Below are 17,493 nucleotides of genomic sequence, written 5' to 3'. Positions count from 1 at the left end.
TGGTATTTATAAGAATTTTCAATCTCATAATATTATAAACACTTCTTAGCATCGTATAGTAATTTTGGGTGACGTTAGGTAAGTGGTGATCTAAGTGGCGAAGAACGCCCTGTGCAGCTCCGGTAAATCTGGGGTCCATGGGGCGTTTTTTTTTGCGTTTATTTCCATTTTGGAGGAAGGGATGAGTAAACATGAACTATGATCAAGCCCATGAAAAATTTATTGCGCAGCATCTTGCAAGCAGAACGGGCGAACGGCGGGGGAGGCTAGAGAGAGGTCATGGCCACGCAGAAAAATTATTTTTGCAGAACGTCTGGTGGCCGCTTTGTGGTGACTTCAATGATCTTCATCCGGAGTATGAGGTGCTGGATTTACAGAGACGAGCTTATTTTGCTGATTTTGCTTTTTTGCCGGGGCCGATCAAGCTCTTGTTCGAGATTAAAGGGTATGCAGCTCATGTAAGAGACATGGATAGGCTGAAGTATTGTAATGAGCTAAATCGTGAAACTTTTCTGTACGGAATGGGTTATCAAGTAATTTCATTTGCCTATGATGATGTTGAACAGCGCCCTGAGTTATGTGTTACACTGCTGCGTTTGGCGTTAAGCCGCTACCAAATTTTAGATGCGCCACGTGACAGACTGCTAATCGCTGAGAAGGAAATCATGCGTTTAGTGGTGCGTCAAGCTGGGGTGATACGCCCTAAAGAAGTCGCTGATTATTTCACGCTAGATCCCAAAACAGTACGCATGATGCTAAAGAATCTCTGTGAAAAAGGCTGGCTAACCCCTATAAGAAGGGGAATAGGCGTCAAAAATGTTGAGTATAAGCTGGCTCGTGATGTTCTTTATTACTGGGATTGATAATTGTAAAGGTTGATGGTTGATGGTTGATGGTTGATGGTTGATGGTTGATGGTTGATGGTTGATGGTTGATGGTTGATGGAGGCTATATTATTGAAGTAGTTTATGTAGGAGTAATTAATGTAACAGTTTAGCCTATGTAATTGATGTATCTGGTGGAACTTATGGAGTTGTTGGTGCTATTGTAGCTGATGTAACTGGTGTAGATGACGTAGCTAATGTTGAAATGGATAAAGTAGTAAAAGTGGCTGATGGAGCAGGTGTAGCTGAAGTGGTTTGATGGAGCTGATCATATAGGCGTAACAATGTTGGCCATGACTTTTGCTGAAGGTGGGGATTTGAAAAGAAGGTATGTGAAGGAGCTTGATGTGAAGTCCGTTATGAAGTAAAACGCAACAATTAGGGAAATTCTCCCTGAAATAAGCCGATTATGGCTCGAAATCATGCTTTTTAGGGAAAAACTCCCTAATAAAAGGAGCATTTCCCTCATTTATGTGTGATTTGACCGATAATCAGGGAGGATTTCCCTAATTAGCAGTTGAAAGGTCGTGAATTACTGATAAATAGGGAGTATTTCCCTAATTATTTGGCTGGGTACCAATGATACTTAGATTTTGTACTAAATAGGTTGTTTCTACGAACATAGAAGATACAAACTCATACGTTCAGCAAACTAAGTTAACTCTGCGTCTTAAAGGCAGTCCCCCGAACTTAACTAACTCAGCCTCTAGAAGTAACTCACCGTGCCCAGCTGACTTAGCCTCTAGAAGTAACTCACCGTGCCCAGCTGACTTAGCCTCTAGAAGTAGCTCACCGTGCCCAGCTGACTTAGCCTCTAGAAGTAGCTCACCGTGCCCAGCTGACTTAGCCTCTAGAAGTAGCTCACCATTCCCAGCTGACTCAACCTCTAGAAGTAGCTCACCGTCCCAGTTGACTCAGTTTCTAGAGTAACTCAGCTTCTAAAAGTACCTCAACGAACTCAACTAACTAACATCCACAGGAAACTCCCAACTTCCTCACCCTTAGCCGTAAAGTCGCAGAATTAGGTTCCTCACCCGACATAGCATAGATCACGATCCTCAGTTACTAAGTTCAACGGCTCGATATATCACCACAGTTCCTCAATTCCATTCCCATTAAGCTCTCCATCATTCAACCTTCATTCCTCTTCATTCCTCTTCATTCCTCTTCATTCCTCTTCATTCCTCTTCATTCCTCCTCATTCCGTCCTCTTCAACCTCAGCTCTAACCACCTCAACAATCTCCTTTTTAAAATTTACATAAGCTACATTTGCACTCCCCACACTCATTAATGCCCTTATAGTTAATTATCAGAGTCTATCCTACTGCAACAATTCAACAAATCCTCAAATTCGCGTTTACTAATTACCGAAACGGCTATACTACCTAATAGTAGCCAAGGGTGGAAAGGTAGACTGAACGAAACAGGAGGATGACCTATGGAATTAAGTATAGTTGTGATGATCGTGCAGCTCTTTTTCGCGCTGGTTATCGGCGTATACTTTTGGAATCTGCTGCGGGGTCAGAAGACAAATAAGACAGCGGTGGAACGAGAGTCGCGCAAGGAACTGGACAAGTTACGGAAAATGCGGATGATTACATTAACTAAACCATTGTCGGAGAAAACACGTCCGGCTTCTATTGGAGATATTGTCGGGCAAAAAGATGGGCTGCGCGCCCTGAAAGCCGCACTTTGCAGCGCTAATCCGCAGCATGTGATTATTTATGGTCCGCCGGGAGTCGGCAAGACTGCGGCAGCGCGTGTTGTCATGGAAGAGGCGAAAAAGAATGTGCTTTCTCCTTTTAAAAGTGACGCCAAATTCACAGAGATTGATGCCACTACCGCTCGTTTTGATGAGCGTGGTATTGCTGACCCGTTGATCGGATCCGTGCATGATCCTATTTATCAGGGTGCAGGAGCCATGGGGGTGGCGGGCGTGCCACAGCCGAAACCGGGAGCGGTGACTAAGGCGCATGGCGGGATTCTTTTTCTGGATGAGATAGGAGAGCTTCACCCCATTCAGATGAATAAGCTGCTTAAAGTGCTTGAGGACCGGAAGGTACTGCTAGAGAGCGCTTATTATAATTCGGAGGATAATAATACTCCGGCTTATATTCATGATATTTTTCAAAATGGATTGCCTGCTGATTTCCGGCTAGTTGGCGCTACTACGCGTTCTCCGGATGAGATTTCACCTGCATTGCGTTCGCGCTGCATGGAGATTTATTTCCGCCCGCTGCTGCCGGATGAGATTGCCGTCATCGCGCGTGACGCGATACAGAAAATCGGGCTTAAACCAAGTCCGGAAGCTGTCACTGTGGTGCAGCAATATGCAACCAACGGCCGGGAAGCAGTTAATATGATTCAACTGGCTGCCGGTTTAGCTTTAACTGAACAGAGAGATACACTAAATGCTGCTGATGTGGAATGGGTAGCGGGCAGCAGCCAGCTTCCGCTGCGTACGGAACGCAAGATTCCTTCGGCACCGCAGATTGGATTAGTCAATGGTCTTGCCGTGTATGGGCCAGGGATGGGTACTCTGCTCGAAATCGAAGTTTCCGCAGCGCCTGCTGTGAACGGCCAGGGCAGATTGAACGTGACAGGTGTGGTGGATGAAGAAGAGATCGGTGGAGGCTCCCGCACGATTCGGCGAAAAAGTATGGCAAAGGGTTCGGTTGAGAATGTATTGACTGTACTACGTACGATGAATCTGGAGCCCGATCGTTATGATCTACATGTGAATTTCCCAGGTGGTACTCCGATTGACGGACCTTCGGCAGGGGTGGCGATGGCAGTAGCAATCGTCTCTGCTATTCGTGGACTTCCCGTGGATAACACGGTAGCGATCACAGGCGAGATAGGCATCCATGGTCGAGTTAAGCCAGTGGGTGGTGTAATTGCCAAAGTAGAAGCTGCTTTTCAAGCTGGAGCCACTACAGTGCTTATTCCAAAAGAAAACTGGCAGTCTCTCTTCGCTGACCTCGCGCCATTACGCGTTATTCCAATGGAAACAGTAGAAGAGGTGTTCCGTCACCTGTTCGGTGCCGATACAGCAGATGTAAGGCTGCCTGCAGTTGCTGGAGAGCTGTTCTCCGCAGCACCTTCACTCCTAAAGGCCGATGCCGCTGGTGAATCTGCAAAGGGTTAAACTAAATTGATCCCTAATTCGAAGAATAAGGTGAGATTTGTCGCTGTAAAATAAAGGAGGCTGCAGGCAATTCTGCTGCTTCCTTTTTAAATGCTACAAGAAACGTTGTCTCTATTTAAGGAAAAGCAAGTCGGTTCTTCTTGAAATCTAAGGACTCTGTTGGTGTTTTGGGGCTGCTTTTGTTAGAATGAATGCATATGAGATTAATTGAGAGCCATGGGAGGTGCGAAAGCGATGATGACAAATAAAACAAAAGGTCGTCGTTTTCCTTTATTGCCGCTAAGAGGGCTTCTTGTGTACCCAAGCATGGTTCTTCACTTGGATGTGGGCCGTGAGAAGTCAGTTCGGGCGTTAGAGAAAGCTATGGTTGAAGATAATTTGATTCTTCTTTGTTCCCAGTCGGAAGTGAATATTGAAGAGCCAGGTCAGGACGATATTTTTCGGGTCGGTACTGTCGCCATTGTGCGGCAAATGCTGAAGCTTCCAAACGGTACGATACGTGTACTGGTTGAAGGTGTAGAACGGGCCGAAATTATTAATTATATCGATAATGATGAGTACTATGAGGTTATGGCGCGTGAGCTGCCGGAAGATGTAGATAGCGATCAAGAATGTGACGCGCTGATGCGTACAGTACTCAATCAGTTCGAACACTATATTACGTTATCCAAAAAAGTGACCCCAGAGACCCTCGCTGCTGTATCCGATATAGAAGAGCCTGGTCGACTTGCGGATGTCATTACGAGTCATTTATCGCTAAAAATTAAGGATAAGCAAGAAATTCTTGAGACGATTGATGTTAGTAAACGGCTGGAGAAGCTTCTTGATATTCTGAATAACGAGCGTGAAGTGCTGGAGCTTGAACGTAAGATCAATCAACGTGTCAAAAAACAAATGGAAAAGACGCAGAAGGAATATTATTTGCGTGAGCAAATGAAAGCGATCCAGAAAGAGCTCGGCGAGAAGGAAGGCCGGGTAGGAGAAGCGGAAGAGCTGCGGACGCTAATGGAAGAGAAAAATGTTCCAGAACGTGTGAAAGAAAAGATGGAGAAAGAAATCGATCGGCTGGAAAAAATGCCAGTCAGCTCTGCGGAAGGTGGCGTCATTCGCAACTATGTGGATTGGCTGCTCAGTCTTCCTTGGAGTGAACAGACAGAGGATGATCTTGACATCAAAAAGGCCGAGCAGGTACTTGATGAGGATCACTACGGTTTGGAAAAACCGAAGGAACGGGTATTGGAATACTTGGCCGTTCAGCAGCTGGTTAAGAAGCTTAAGGGTCCGATTTTATGTCTTGTAGGTCCTCCAGGGGTGGGGAAAACCTCACTGGCTCGTTCCATCGCCCGCTCGCTGAACCGCAAGTTCGTCCGTATCTCGTTAGGTGGTGTACGTGATGAGGCGGAGATTCGAGGTCATCGCCGGACTTATGTAGGTGCGATGCCGGGCCGGATTATCCAAGGCATGAAGACGGCGGGTACGATTAATCCGGTTATCCTATTGGATGAAATCGATAAGATGGCTGCGGATTTCCGTGGAGATCCATCTTCAGCGCTGCTTGAGGTACTGGATCCAGAACAAAACAACACGTTTAGTGATCATTTTGTAGAACTGCCGTTCGACTTGTCGAACGTAATGTTTGTAACAACAGCGAACGTAGTGCATAATATTCCGCGTCCTTTGCTGGATCGGATGGAAATGCTGTTCATTCCAGGTTATACGGAACTGGAGAAACTGCAAATCGGCAGCCGTTATCTATTGCCTAAGCAGAAGAAAAACCACGGTCTTGCAGAAGATCAACTGATTATCGAAGACGATAGCTTATTACGCATTGTCCGCGAATATACCCGTGAATCCGGTGTGCGTAATTTGGAGCAGCAGATTGCAGCATTATGCCGCAAAGCTGCGAAACAAATCGTGTCTGAGGAAAAAGAGAAAGTGATCATTCTTCCTGACGACATCAAGGATTATCTTGGGGCTTCCAAATATCGTTACGGTATGGCCGAGCTTGAAGATCAGATTGGTACCGTCACTGGGTTGGCTTGGACTGAGGTCGGTGGGGATACACTGCTGATCGAAGTTACGGTTGTGCAGGGAACAGGTAAACTAACCCTCACCGGACAGCTGGGCGATGTAATGAAGGAGTCAGCACAGGCCGCATTCAGCTATACTCGTTCGAAGGCGGAGGAGCTGGGGCTCCAGCCCGATTTTTATGAGAAGATTGATATTCATATCCATATTCCGGAAGGTGCAATTCCGAAAGATGGTCCGTCAGCAGGGATTACGATTGCAACCGCATTGATCTCCGCACTCACGAAAAGGTATGTTTCCAAGGATGTGGCGATGACGGGTGAAATCACCTTGCGGGGACGTGTATTGCCAATTGGTGGATTGAAAGAGAAATCTCTTGCCGCTCACCGAGCTGGATATAAAAAGATCCTTCTTCCCAAAGACAATGAACGGGATTTGAAAGATATTCCTGAGAGCGTACGTAATGATGTTGAGTTCGTACCGGTATCTAATATGGATCAGGTCTTGCATCATGCGTTAGTTGAGCATCATAATGAAATTAGCAGTGAGCCACCGAGTAGTGTGCATTAGAAAGGAAGTCCTATGAAAGTTAATATTGCCGAATTTATTATCAGTGCCGTAGGCCCTGATCAGTACCCTGATGATTCCTTGCCAGAGGTTGCTCTGGCAGGGCGTTCCAATGTGGGGAAGTCTTCCCTCATTAACCGAATGATTAACCGTAAGAATCTGGCTCGGACAAGCTCCACGCCTGGTAAGACACAACACATGAACTATTACCGTATCAATGAAGACAGCATGTATTTTGTTGACTTTCCAGGTTACGGGTATGCCAAGGTTTCCAAGACGCAACGCGCGGTATGGGGTAAAATGGTTGAAAAATATCTCTCTGAGCGCGATACGTTGAAGCTTGTTCTGCTTATTGTGGACCTGCGGCATTCGCCTACCAGCAATGATAAGATGATGTTCGACTGGTTGAAGCATTATGATCTTCCTATGTGTGTTGTAGCGACCAAAGCGGATAAAATTCCTAAGACACGTTGGCAAAAGCATATCAAGACCATGAAGCAGGAGCTGGGCGTGCTGCCAGGGGATAATTTTATTCCATTCTCCTCGGAAATTGGTCTCGGCAAAGACGAGCTTTGGGGCTTAATTGATGGGTATATTCGCCCTTCTGAGAATGAATCTCCGGATTCAGAGGATGCTGAAATGATAGCAAATGAATCTCAGCAAGAGGAGTCAACCGAAGCGTAAGATATGAACTCATTTACAATCAAGCAACCATTCCTGGTGGGAATGGTTGTATTTTTTTGTTGATAAAACTAAAATTTCTATGGAAAAGGACCGATAGATAACATATGATAGATATTCACTGCCACATCTTACCCTTTTTGGATGACGGAGCCTCTGATTGGGAAGCTGCTCTTGCCATGGCGCAAGACGCCCACAGAGAAGGGATTACTTCAGTCATCGCCACGCCACATCATGCCAACGGTCAATATATGAATAACGCCCCCAAGATTAAAGAAGCTGTGGAGTTGATGAATGAGAGACTTCGTCAGGCTGGTAATCCACTGCTTGTTCTTCCAGGTCAAGAGGTCCGTATCTACGGGGAGCTTCTGAATGATCTGGAGCGGGGGGAACTGCTGAGTCTTGCAGATTCGCGGTATATTTTACTGGAAATGCCTTCTTCACGAGTACCACGTAACATGGAAGAAATCTGCCACGAGCTGATCATTCAAGGGTTCGTTCCGGTCATCGCCCATCCGGAGCGCAATGCTGAAATAGCCGCTGATCCTTCTAAACTAGAGAGACTGATAGAGCTAGGATCACTTGGGCAGGTAACCGCACAGAGTCTTGCAGGCGTTTTCGGGAATAAGCTACAGAAATTGTCGCTGGAGCTATGCCGTAGAAATGCAGTACATGTGTTGGCCTCTGATGCACATGACAGTGTTCATCGTCCTTTTGGATTAAACGCTGCTTATGTGGTTATGGAGAAAGAATTAGGCCCTGAGATGCGTGACTATGTTCGCGGCAATGCTCAGCAAATTATGACCAATGGCGAGGTTATTCATGGAAAACACGTACAAACAAGGGGAAACCGACAAAAATTGTTTGGATTTTTTTTCCGAAAGGGCTGACTAATCTACCTAATAGTGGTAGAATGGGTTTTATTGGGTGATTTAGTGCTATACGTAATAGCGTAGCATTTGGGCGAATTGTTCTAGGTCTATGGTAGTACAGTATTTTAATACATAAGAAGAGGTGGATATTTAGTGACTTTGAAAAAGAAACTAGTAGTATCAACATTAGCAGCAAGTATGGTAGCAGCATCCGTAGCGGGTCTTCCGTTGGGAAGCCTTGGAGCAGTAGGCACAGCATCTGCGGCTACAGTTAGTAGTAGTGCAGCAGTTAAGGATAAGGTTCTTGCTGTTTACAAACAATTGACCGCAACTGATGCAGTTTATCTCTACAATTTGAAGACTGAGGTTGCAGCACTGAGTGAGAAAGAATTTACAGAAATTTTTGCTCCAGTACTGAACAAGCTTTCACTGGATGGAGAAGAAACAAAAACATCACTTAAATTGTTCCAAAGCGTTACTAGTGTAGTCTACGATGTCTATGAAAATGACTACTCAGGAATCCAAGTGATCCGTAACGATGACAAAAACATTGCTTTGGTAAGCAAAATTGCAGCTAAAGCGGGTGTGTCTGGACTTACTGTTGATAGTGTTGCTGAATTCTTGAGCAGTATTGAAACAGAACTTCGTGATCTGGTAGGTAACAAGTCATCAGCAGATTTGTTGGCAATTCTTACATCTGAATCTGGTTACGAGACTTTGTTGGATGAAGCCATTGCGAAAGTGATGAACCACACTACAGGTGCAGGAGCTCTTACAGTAAGTCAGGCTTTGAACAAGCTTGGAGTTACTGCTAATGATGTTAAGCAAACATTGAAAAACCTGAACAATAATATTAAATCCGCAAAACCTGCGGCAAAATCACTTGCTGTTGCTTACGTTAAAGCTTATGGATTTAGTACTGGCGGCGAAGTCGGTCCTGGTAGCGGTGGCAGTGGAAGTGGGAATGGAAGTGTTACAACGCCTGTAGCTCCTGTTCAAACTCCAGGAATCTACGACGTATCTAAGCTCGTAAGCATTGTTGACGGTAAAGCAACCTTGAAATTGGTTGATGCTGATGTAATTAAAGAATTTGATAAGCTGGTTGCAGCGAACCCTGGTAAAACTGGTCTTACTTTGACCCTGAATCTGGGAACAGTAAACGCTACTACAGTTGAAGTTCCACTTTCCCAAGCCATTATTGAAGCTGCAAAAGCTAAAGGTATTGCGAATATCGCCGTTACTTTCAACGGTGTAACTGTAACGATTCCTGTAAGCCAATTCAGCACAGCGATTTCATTGACAGTAACTACTGCTAAACCAGAAGTTGTAACTTCCGTTACCAAGCTGAAATTGGCTTCGGATGTGTATGAATTCACACTTAGTGTGAACGGTGTAGCACAAAGCACATTTAAACAACCAATTACTATCAAATTGCCACTTAAGAATACTGATGGTCTTGATAAAGAATTGCTTTCCGTTGGTAAACTTGTATACGGCGACCTGCAATTCCAAGGTGGAGTTCTTGATGGAGATTTCATCGTAGAACCACGTGATACATTCTCTTCTTATGCAGTACTTGAGAATAAAGTCTCCTTTAATGATATTGCTGCTGTACAAGCATGGGCTGGTAGACAAATTCAAGTCGTAGCTGCTAAAGGTGCGATTGAAGGAGTCGGAGCAGGTAAATTTGCACCGAAGAACAACGTAACTCGTGCTGAGTTCTCCAAAATGTTGATTCGTGCGCTTAACCTGGAAAACAACTCTGCTGTACAAAGCTTTAGCGATGTAAGTTCAACTGCTTGGTATGCACCATATGTAGCAGTTGCAGCAGAAAAAGGGATTATTACTGGACGCAGTGCGGCCAAATTTGATCCTAATGCAACTATTACACGTGCAGAAATGGCAACAATGATCTCCCGTGCGTTGAAATCTATCAATCCTGATGCAAAAACCGATTCTACTGCAATCAGCAAATTCTCTGATGCTGCTAAGATCAGCGCATCCCTAAGAGATGGCGTAGCGTTTGCAGCAAGCCACAACCTGGTTATCGGAAATGCTGGCAAGTTCAACCCGAACGATACAGCTACCCGTGCTGAAGCAGCAGTAATTATCTACCGTACTATTAACTTCAAGTAAATAAAACTTATAGTATACAGCCTCCTCTCATGTAGGTGAGAGGAGGCGATTTTTTTGCAAATAGGGAAGATTTGAACAGGCATCGAAATATTTCAGAAATAGCTTGGGGGTAATTTCACTTGTCATCACAAGAATTGGATCTTCGCGATTATTTTCAGATCGTCAGGAAGAGACTATGGCTCATTTTCAGCATAGTTGTATTGGTGTGCGGTATTGCTGGTGTATATAGTCTGTATATTAAAAACCCGGTATATGAGGCATCCACGAAGATTATCGTTAACCAAACACCAACGCAGTCAGCGGTGGGGCAGCTTGATTTAAACCAGATTAATACCAATATTCAATTAATTAATACGTATAAGGAAATTATTAAGACTCCGGCCATCCTTGATATTGTTACAAAGGATTATCCGCAATTCAATATCACTGCGGAAGAGCTATTAAAAAAGGTTAATGTGAGTTCCGTAAATAATACGCAGGTGATGACACTTGTCGTTCGAGATAATTCTTATCAGCGGGCTGCTGAAATCGTGAATGCCATTTCACTTGTGTTCAAGGAAGAAATTCCAAGTCTATTTAATGTGGAAAATGTATCGATTCTGAATGAAGCTAAAGTGAATCCAACTGTTGAGCCACGGCCGGTAGAACCAAATGTTTTACTGAACATGGCTATTGCTTTTATCGTCTCTTTGATGATTGGGTTAGGGATTGCCTTCCTGTTGGAATATATGGATGACACCCTGAAGACAGAAGCTGACATTGAGAAGTATCTTGGTTTGCCTACCATAGCTATGATTACAAGATTGGGTCAAGATGAAAGCAAGCAAGGTGCCGCACAAACACAGAAACAATCATCCAGAAAGGCGGGGGACCTCGAACATGTCACAGCTTCCAAATAAACAACGCCATCTGATCACCGTTACGAACCCACGCTCTCCTGTCTCTGAAGCGTTTCGCGCATTGCGCACGAATATTGATTTTTCTTCTGTAGATCAGACTATTCAAGTGATTATGGTCACTTCATCCGGACCGGAAGAAGGTAAATCTACGGTATCTGCTAACCTGGCGGCAGCTTACGCACAAGCAGATAAAAGAGTATTGTTGATTGACGCCGATTTGCGGAAGCCGACGGCACATAAGACTTTTACACTAAGCAACCGTTTTGGTTTATCCTCCCTACTGTCGCAACAGGCAGTTCTTGAGGACACTGTCCAAGACTCCGGTGTTAATAATCTTTCAATCATGACCTCTGGACCAATCCCGCCCAACCCGGCGGAAATGATGGCATCTAATCGGATGAGCACTCTTTTACAGGACTTGCGTCAGCGGTATGATGTCATTCTTATTGATACTCCACCATTATTAGCGGTTACGGATGCACAAATTGTGGCCTCGAAGAGTGATGGCGTTATTATGGTTGTAAGTTATGGTAAGGTAAAACGCGATATCGCAGTAAAAGCTAAAGCTAATCTGGATCGCGTGGGTGCAAAAATGCTTGGCGTTGTTCTCAATAATGTAAAACGTAAAGCTAGTGAAGGGTACTATTACTACTACTATGGAAATTGATTTATTCATAATTGAAAATGTTATTTTTGGAGGCACTGAAAATGACAGCGAAATCTAGAGTGATTCTTTTATTCTTCATTGATCTTGCGATCATTTGGTTCAGTATTGTGACATCTTATTTGTTTCGGTACCCTAACCATGCTCTTCAGGAATACGTTGTACAGATGCTGCAATTTGGTTTGATTGCAACATTTGCATTTGGTGGAAGCCTGATATACTTCGGTCTTTACCGAAGAATGTGGCAATATGCCAGTATCGGTGAAATTATATCGGTTTCTAAAGCTATTGTAGTAGGGTCTTTATTTTCATTTGCACTGGCATATCTAATTTTGCCGGATAGAGTACCTCTTGCCATAGAAGTTCGGTCCATGGAGACTATTCTTTTATTAGTAGGTGGAGTCCGATTTTTGTGGAGAGTACTTCATAATGACCGAATCAATTACAAAGACACTAAGACCCATACACTAATTGTAGGTGCTGGTGATTGTGGGATATTAATTGCTCGGGAAATGATGGGACCCTCTTTTGCGCATACCAAATTAGTCGGTTTCATTGATGATAATGCGAATAAATACCATATGTACATTATGGGTGTTCCTGTAATTGGAAATCGTTATGCAATCCCAGCGATTGTGAAAGAAAGAGAAATTCATGAGATTATCATCGCCATGCCCTCTGTTTCACGTACTGAGATTTCTGAAATTATTAATCTTGCCAAAAAGACTGGAGCAAAGCTGAAGATTATACCGGCTCTTAATGATCTGATCGCTGGAAAAATATCAGTTAAGAAACTTCGCGATGTTAGCGTAGAAGATTTATTAGGTCGTGAACCGATCGTAGCTGATTTGAACAGTATTTTAGGTTATGTACATCATAAGACGGTGTTAGTTACGGGGGCTGGGGGCTCTATTGGTTCAGAGTTATGCCGGCAGATTGCTCCTTTTGGTCCGGACAAGCTAATGTTACTTGGACACGGTGAGAACAGTATTTACACGATTGAAATGGAACTTCGTAAGAGTTTTCCGGAGTTGAACATTGTAACCGTGATAGCAGATGTGCAGGATCGCAGTCGAATGATGGACATATTCAGTGGCCATAGACCGCATGTAGTCTTTCACGCAGCAGCACATAAACACGTTCCTTTAATGGAGCGTAATCCTTCGGAAGCTATTAAAAATAATGTTTTCGGCACCAAAAATGTTGCGGATTGTGCAGATAAATATGGTGCCGAGAGATTCGTAATGATCTCTTCTGATAAGGCGGTTAACCCAACCAGTGTGATGGGTGCCACTAAGCGGATTGCGGAAATGTATGTGCAGAGCCTGCACACTACAAGTCAAACGAAGTTCTCTGCTGTGCGTTTTGGGAATGTTCTTGGTAGTCGCGGCAGTGTAATTCCAGCCTTTAAGCAGCAGATCGCTGCCGGAGGTCCAGTCACTGTCACTCATCCAGAAATGGTGCGTTATTTCATGACGATTCCAGAAGCTGTTCAGCTTGTCATCCAATCTGGTTCTTTCGCCAAAGGCGGAGAAGTGTTCATTCTGGATATGGGAGAGCCGGTTAAGATTCTAACGTTGGCGGAAGACTTAATTACGCTCTCTGGATATGAACCCTATAAGGACATTGATATTCATTTCTCCGGTATTCGTGAGGGTGAGAAGTTATATGAAGAGTTGCTTACAGATGAAGAAAATCTAGGTTCTACAGATCATGGAAGAATTTTCATTGGTAGGCCTAATGTAATAAGTCTAAATCAGTTAGAGTTGGAGTTTAAACGTTTGGAACGTGTTCTCGCTGAGGAACCAGAAGTTATACGCGAAATAATCAATCAGATTGTGCCGATGCAGCCCGTTGCTCAAGTTGCTATTAGTTAACTAATTCATAAAGGGGGATATAAAGTGTTCAACAAACGATGGAAAAAGATCCTTTTATGGACGCTGTCAGTTATTGTAGTGCTGGGTGTTGGCGGCTTGTTCGCCGCAAATTATGCTGTCGATAAGCTGATGAATTCAATGGTAGATGGCTTTGATCTGGAGTCTGAGGATAATGTTGGTGGTGGTCAAGATCACGGAACAGCGCCAACTGATACAGTTGATGATAGTAATGTCGATCCTGTAGAGTCCGCGGTGCCTACTACTCCACCAGCAAATGATGAGGGAAGTAGTAATCAAAGTAGTGAAAATAACGATAAACCTAGTGGAGAAACAACAGCTTCTACTACTAGTGAACCGACCAAAGCTCCATCATCAGATTCAAAAAATGCGAATTCAGATGGTTATACAGCACAGGTCTCCACAGATAAAGCTAAGCAAATTCAAGAAAACGTAACGATTAAAGATAAAGCAGATGTCGCTTCTATTGTTCTTGGTCAACTTAGCGTATCCGATATTAATCGTCTTAAAGATTTGGCAAAGGGTGGCTTAACGACTGAGGAGAAGCGTGAGGCGCGCAGTATCATCCTAGGTAAAGTATCCACAGAGCAGTACAATGAGCTTTCTCAGATTGCTAAGAAGTACGGAGTCAGTCAAGGAAAAACACATGACCAAATCATTGCTGAAGAAGAACAATTAAAAGCGAAAGAAAAGGGAAGTGAATAAGCATGTCTAAAGCAATACTATCAGTCGTAGCTTTATCATTAATTGCTTCAATTGGTTTAGCACCCTTAACAGCATCCGCACCTATATCAGTATCAGCAGCGGCAGTACCAAGTGCAACGACTAAGGCAGCAACTAATACGATTAAAGTGCAAAGTATGAACGTGAATTTGATTTTTGACGGCGTGAGTATTCAGCCACCCGCAGGCCAGTATGTATTCATGTACAACAATACAACTTATGTTCCATTACGGTTTATGTCATATGCTTTACAAAAGAGTGTAGCTTGGGATGCTAAGAATGTTAAAGTTACCGTAGCAGAGCCTAGCAGCTCAGAGCTAGTTGTGATTAAAGAATATCTAATGAATGCAAAGAACGGGAATAGTACTTCAGCAGCAGCGAAGAATATTGTCCTCAATCAAGTTAAGGCAAGTTATGTATTTAACGATGCAACCAAGGCTTTGCCTACAGGTCAATCTAGCTTCATCCTGAATGGTTCCTTATATGTGCCTCTACGTTTTTTATCGGAATCTGTAGGTCATAACATTAGCTGGGATCAGAAGACGAAGACCATTACTGCAGCTTCCAAGGCTTATCAGGAACAAGCCACTAATGGATCGACAAACAATGACAATGTTAAGGAACCATCTCCAGTAGCGACACCAGCGCCAACGGATACAACAGGTGCACCAGGTGGTGGTTCTGCAGGAACTGGAAAGGTTTCATATGAAACTATCACTAGTGACACAGAAGCTAAGCTTACGGCGCTTAAAAATCAAAGTCAATCGACATTAATGAGTATTGGGTTTGAGTATCTTGGAGCGACAGATGAAGCGAGTAAGAAAAGCATTAAAGAAAAAGGGTTGCAACAGCTGGCCTCATTTACTGCTAGCTTCAATAGTATAGTTACTGACACTGAACAAAAACTGAACAGCAACGGCTATAGCACGGAGATTATTAGTCAATATAAAAGTGAATTTGAGGCACAGCTTCAGGCGGGTAAAGATATAGCTGAGAAGATGGCGAATTAAGAGAGTAGTAAGAAGATCATCTCTATGCTCATTTGGCATAGAGATGATCTACATATATGGAGAAATAGTAACTAAAAGGATCAGGTGAACTTATGAGACCTTATGTTTACACGAAACAAACCATAGATTTTCTATTAGCTTTAATTGGGATGCTAGTGTTATGGCCAGTCTTTTTAATCATTGCGATCGCAATTAAGACAACTTCCAAAGGCCCTATATTATTTAAACAAAAACGTTTAGGTAAAAATAAATCGGAATTCTACATACTAAAATTTAGAACAATGCGTACGGATACACCACAAGACATGCCGACGCATCTACTGGAAGATCCTGATTTCTTCATTACTAAAGTAGGTAAGTTCCTAAGAAAAACAAGCTTGGATGAATTGCCTCAGATTATCAATATCCTAAAAGGTGAAATGAGTATCGTGGGACCTCGTCCTGCATTATGGAATCAATATGATTTGATTGCTGAACGTGATAAATATGGAGCTAATGATATTAAACCTGGGTTGACTGGATGGGCTCAGATTAATGGTAGAGATGAGTTGCCTATTGAGAAGAAGGCGAGTCTGGATGGGGAGTATGTTAATAAAATGACTATGGGGTTGGATGTGAAATGCTTTTTTTTTACAATAATTAAGGTCCTGAAGAGTGATGGGGTAGTAGAGGGAGGATCTAGAGATTTAATGAAAGTGAAAACAGGATTTTCATCTATCGGAGATAGAAACCATGAGGAGACTTTTAGATTATGAAAATTCTATTTCTTTCCAATCATTTCATTACACTTTACTCCTTTAGAAAAGAATTGATAAAAAGACTTATAGAGGATGGACATGAAGTATATCTTTCAATTCCTAAATCTGATGAAAACTCTTATTTTTCTAATATGGGTTGCAAGATAGTTGAAACTTCTGTTGACAGAAGAGGAATAAATCCATTTAAGGATTTTTATTTATTGTGTAAGTATGTCAAAATTATGAAGGGGATAATTCCTGATATTATTTTTTCATATACGATTAAGCCTAATATATATGGTTCAATTGCTTCAAATATAACAAAAAGAATACAAGTTAATAATATAACTGGAACGGGTGCAACATTTCTAAAAGAAAGTTTTGTAAGTAGATTAGTAATTTTGTTATATAAGATTTCTGTGAAGAATTCATGGATGGTCTTTTTTCAGAATAGTGGAGATAAAGATTTCTTTATAGATCATAAAATGATACGGGATAACTATATAGTTTTACCGGGATCAGGCGTGAATTTGGAGCAATATTCTGCTACTGATATGCCTAGTGGAAGTGAGATCAATTTCATCTTCATCGGAAGAATAATGAAATTAAAAGGAATTGAAGAGTATTTGTCATGCGCAGAGATTTTAAAAGGGAGATATTCTAATGTTAATTTTTATATTGCTGGATTTATAGAAGAGGATAAGTATAAAAAAATTATTAAGGAATATAGCAATCAAGGGATTATTAAATACATAGGTTTTCAAAAGGATATTAAAACATGGATTCAAAAATGTCATTGTACTGTTCTTCCGTCACATGGAGGAGAAGGTATACCTAATGTTTTATTAGAATCAGCTGCAATGGGACGTGCCTGTATCGCATCAAACATTAATGGTTCAAATGATGTTATTACTGATGGTGTTACAGGTTATCTATTTGAAACAGGTAGTCGTGGTGACTTATCTGTTAAATTGGAGCAATTTATACAATTATCAAATAATGAAAGGAATCAAATGGGGCAACTTGGGCGAGAAAAGGTGGAAAGACAATTTGATAGACGGTTTGTAATTGAAGCATATATAGAAGAATTAGAAAAGGTTAAGACTTTGGAGTGAAAATTTATTTTTTCATCTATTTTAAATGTTGTTTACATTTTAATTAGATAATCACAATTGGATGATTTTGTTATATCCATTATTTTATCTCTGTTTTTTAATACTAATTGATTGAATCTTATTTAATCTATTA

The 17,493-nt window shown here is 42.5% G+C and carries 13 protein-coding genes; all 13 read left to right on the top strand.

Going from position 1 to position 17,493, the window contains the following annotated elements; all coding sequences use genetic code 11:
- The first annotated feature begins 191 nt into the window (after window positions 1–191).
- Window positions 192–863, top strand: coding sequence for a BlaI/MecI/CopY family transcriptional regulator (locus tag MKZ16_RS26065; protein ID WP_076105996.1), 672 nt, complete (start codon window positions 192–194; stop codon window positions 861–863).
- A gap of 1,460 nt (window positions 864–2,323) precedes the next feature.
- Entirely contained in the window at window positions 2,324–4,033 is a 1,710-nt protein-coding gene (gene lonB / locus MKZ16_RS26060) for an ATP-dependent protease LonB (RefSeq protein ID WP_038573063.1), read from the top strand.
- A gap of 234 nt (window positions 4,034–4,267) precedes the next feature.
- On the top strand, window positions 4,268–6,631 hold the full coding sequence (lon, locus tag MKZ16_RS26055; protein WP_076105994.1) for an endopeptidase La: 2,364 nt from the start codon (window positions 4,268–4,270) through the stop codon (window positions 6,629–6,631).
- 12 nt (window positions 6,632–6,643) lie between these two features.
- Window positions 6,644–7,312 carry a ribosome biogenesis GTP-binding protein YihA/YsxC gene (yihA, locus tag MKZ16_RS26050; RefSeq protein WP_036685063.1) on the top strand — a complete coding sequence of 223 codons (669 nt, stop codon included), beginning with the start codon at window positions 6,644–6,646 and terminating at the stop codon, window positions 7,310–7,312.
- A gap of 104 nt (window positions 7,313–7,416) precedes the next feature.
- Window positions 7,417–8,199 (top strand): CpsB/CapC family capsule biosynthesis tyrosine phosphatase, encoded by a 783-nt coding sequence (locus tag MKZ16_RS26045; protein ID WP_076105992.1) that lies wholly within the window; start codon window positions 7,417–7,419, stop codon window positions 8,197–8,199.
- 135 nt (window positions 8,200–8,334) lie between these two features.
- Window positions 8,335–10,317: an S-layer homology domain-containing protein gene (locus MKZ16_RS26040; protein ID WP_076105990.1), complete on the top strand. Its 1,983-nt coding sequence runs from the start codon at window positions 8,335–8,337 to the stop codon at window positions 10,315–10,317.
- A 119-nt stretch (window positions 10,318–10,436) separates the two neighbouring features.
- Window positions 10,437–11,216: a Wzz/FepE/Etk N-terminal domain-containing protein gene (locus MKZ16_RS26035; protein ID WP_036685072.1), complete on the top strand. Its 780-nt coding sequence runs from the start codon at window positions 10,437–10,439 to the stop codon at window positions 11,214–11,216.
- The gene (locus tag MKZ16_RS26030) at window positions 11,197–11,883 is read left to right on the top strand and encodes a CpsD/CapB family tyrosine-protein kinase (protein WP_036685074.1); all 687 of its coding nucleotides are present in this window, start codon (window positions 11,197–11,199) and stop codon (window positions 11,881–11,883) included. The genes MKZ16_RS26035 and MKZ16_RS26030 overlap by 20 nt, the downstream gene beginning before the upstream one ends.
- 41 nt (window positions 11,884–11,924) lie before the next feature.
- Window positions 11,925–13,757, top strand: a complete 1,833-nt coding sequence (locus MKZ16_RS26025; protein ID WP_076099441.1) for a nucleoside-diphosphate sugar epimerase/dehydratase — start codon at window positions 11,925–11,927, stop codon at window positions 13,755–13,757.
- A 24-nt stretch (window positions 13,758–13,781) separates the two neighbouring features.
- On the top strand, window positions 13,782–14,480 hold the full coding sequence (locus MKZ16_RS26020) for a hypothetical protein (RefSeq protein ID WP_076105988.1): 699 nt from the start codon (window positions 13,782–13,784) through the stop codon (window positions 14,478–14,480).
- Between the two features lie 2 nt (window positions 14,481–14,482).
- The gene (locus MKZ16_RS26015; protein WP_076105985.1) at window positions 14,483–15,508 is read left to right on the top strand and encodes a copper amine oxidase N-terminal domain-containing protein; all 1,026 of its coding nucleotides are present in this window, start codon (window positions 14,483–14,485) and stop codon (window positions 15,506–15,508) included.
- Window positions 15,509–15,600: 92 nt separating this feature from the next.
- Window positions 15,601–16,263, top strand: a complete 663-nt coding sequence (locus MKZ16_RS26010; protein WP_076105983.1) for a sugar transferase — start codon at window positions 15,601–15,603, stop codon at window positions 16,261–16,263.
- Window positions 16,260–17,360: a glycosyltransferase family 4 protein gene (locus tag MKZ16_RS26005; RefSeq protein ID WP_076105980.1), complete on the top strand. Its 1,101-nt coding sequence runs from the start codon at window positions 16,260–16,262 to the stop codon at window positions 17,358–17,360. Before MKZ16_RS26010 ends, MKZ16_RS26005 begins: the two co-directional genes overlap by 4 nt.
- Window positions 17,361–17,493 lie beyond the last annotated feature (133 nt).

The sequence above is a fragment of the Paenibacillus sp. FSL R5-0928 genome (assembly GCF_037970385.1).
Classification (GTDB): Bacteria; Bacillota; Bacilli; order Paenibacillales; family Paenibacillaceae; genus Paenibacillus_AQ; species Paenibacillus_AQ odorifer.
Note: the sequence above shows the minus strand (reverse complement) of the source record. Positions and strands in the feature narration are given on the sequence as shown.